General features: G+C 63.7%; 2 protein-coding genes. Both read right to left on the bottom strand.

Annotation, left to right across the window (positions count from 1 at the left end; genetic code table 11):
* A partial coding sequence (locus tag AC1DT2_RS23700; RefSeq protein ID WP_477299137.1) for a hypothetical protein occupies positions 1-524 on the bottom strand: 524 nt, incomplete at its 3' end.
* Positions 521-1,286: lipopolysaccharide biosynthesis protein (locus AC1DT2_RS23695; protein ID WP_477299136.1), on the bottom strand; the 766-nt coding region annotated here is incomplete at its 5' end. The genes AC1DT2_RS23700 and AC1DT2_RS23695, both read right to left, overlap by 4 nt.

Below are 1,286 nucleotides of genomic sequence, written 5' to 3'. Positions count from 1 at the left end.
GCGATAACTCCCGCCTCGCTGTCCAGCTGTGTGTTTTCCATCGAGCGCTGGACAACCGACCAGACAGGCTTTGACAGCAGCACCCGCAGTCTCAACCCACTGCGGACGATGTCGCCGCGCCGGCCGCTGCGAAACGCATCCTGCAGCTTGCCCAGGACGCGCGTGGTCTTATCGAACAGGTAGTCCGCGGCGTGACGCTTGCTGTATAGCCGTTGCGCAAAGCGCAGGTGCTTGTATCTCGCACGGATGTGCTTGAACTCAAGGCGTTCGTCGGCGCTCAGCGCTTCGTTGCGAAGCAGCTTGTTGACCAGTCGCAACGCGTCCGCGCGCGTGACGCCGTCTTTCCAGAATTGCAGGCACAGCGCGTAACACTGCCGGATCGATTCCTCCGGGCATGCCAGATCGATGGGGTCGGGAAGGGCGACATGGGCGTCGACGATATCGTTCACATCCACGGCGTCGAACAAGCGCCGCAACGTTTCGGCCGGAAAGGTCTGCCACGTGGTTCCACGACTGCGGATCATTCCTGCACTTCCTCGGGCTTGTAGAACGAAAGCGTATGTCGCCTACGGAAGGAGGACAGGGTCGGGATCAGGAAGAAGAACGCTTCCAGGCACTGACCACCGAAATAGGCGACGGCTGCGCCCATGATGCCAAAGTGATGTGTCAATCCGATGAGCAGCCCGACGTATATCAGTGCCGCAAGTCCTTGCGCGACCAGCGCCGCGCGCTGGCGGCTGGCGATGTAGAGCAGCGATTCGAGGGGAAAGCCCGCCATGGAGACCACGAGGGCGCCGCACATGACCTGGAGCAGACTGTAGGACTCGAGATACTTCGCGCCGAACACCGCGGAGATCAGCGGTTTACCCACGACGAACACCAGCAGGGCGACGAGCACGCCCAGGCCGCCGGCGAGGGCTCCCGAGCGCAGACCCAGCTTCCACGGCCGCGTGCTGGCCGGGTCGAGTCGCATGATCTCGGGATAGAAGCTTTTCTGCATGAGCGAGGCGGGCGTGCCGGCCGCGTCGAAGAAGGTCATGGCGACCTTGAACAGGCCGGCTGCCGTGGGGCCCAGCATGACGCCGACCAGCACGTTGGTGCCCGCGTTACGGGCCGACCAGATCGAGTGGGAGAAGTTGGTCGTCCAGACGAAATCCCAGGCGCCCTTGATGCGGCGGGCCGGGCCGAACAACCCCGGTCGCAGCGCGCGATCGATGTTCTGCCGGCGCAGCTCCTGCACCGCGAAGATCCACAGCGCGATGTCGCCAACCAGGCTGGACACGTAC

The sequence above is a fragment of the Luteibacter sp. P4_E6 genome, assembly GCF_056401535.1.
This window is presented reverse-complemented; position numbering and strand designations above follow the sequence as displayed.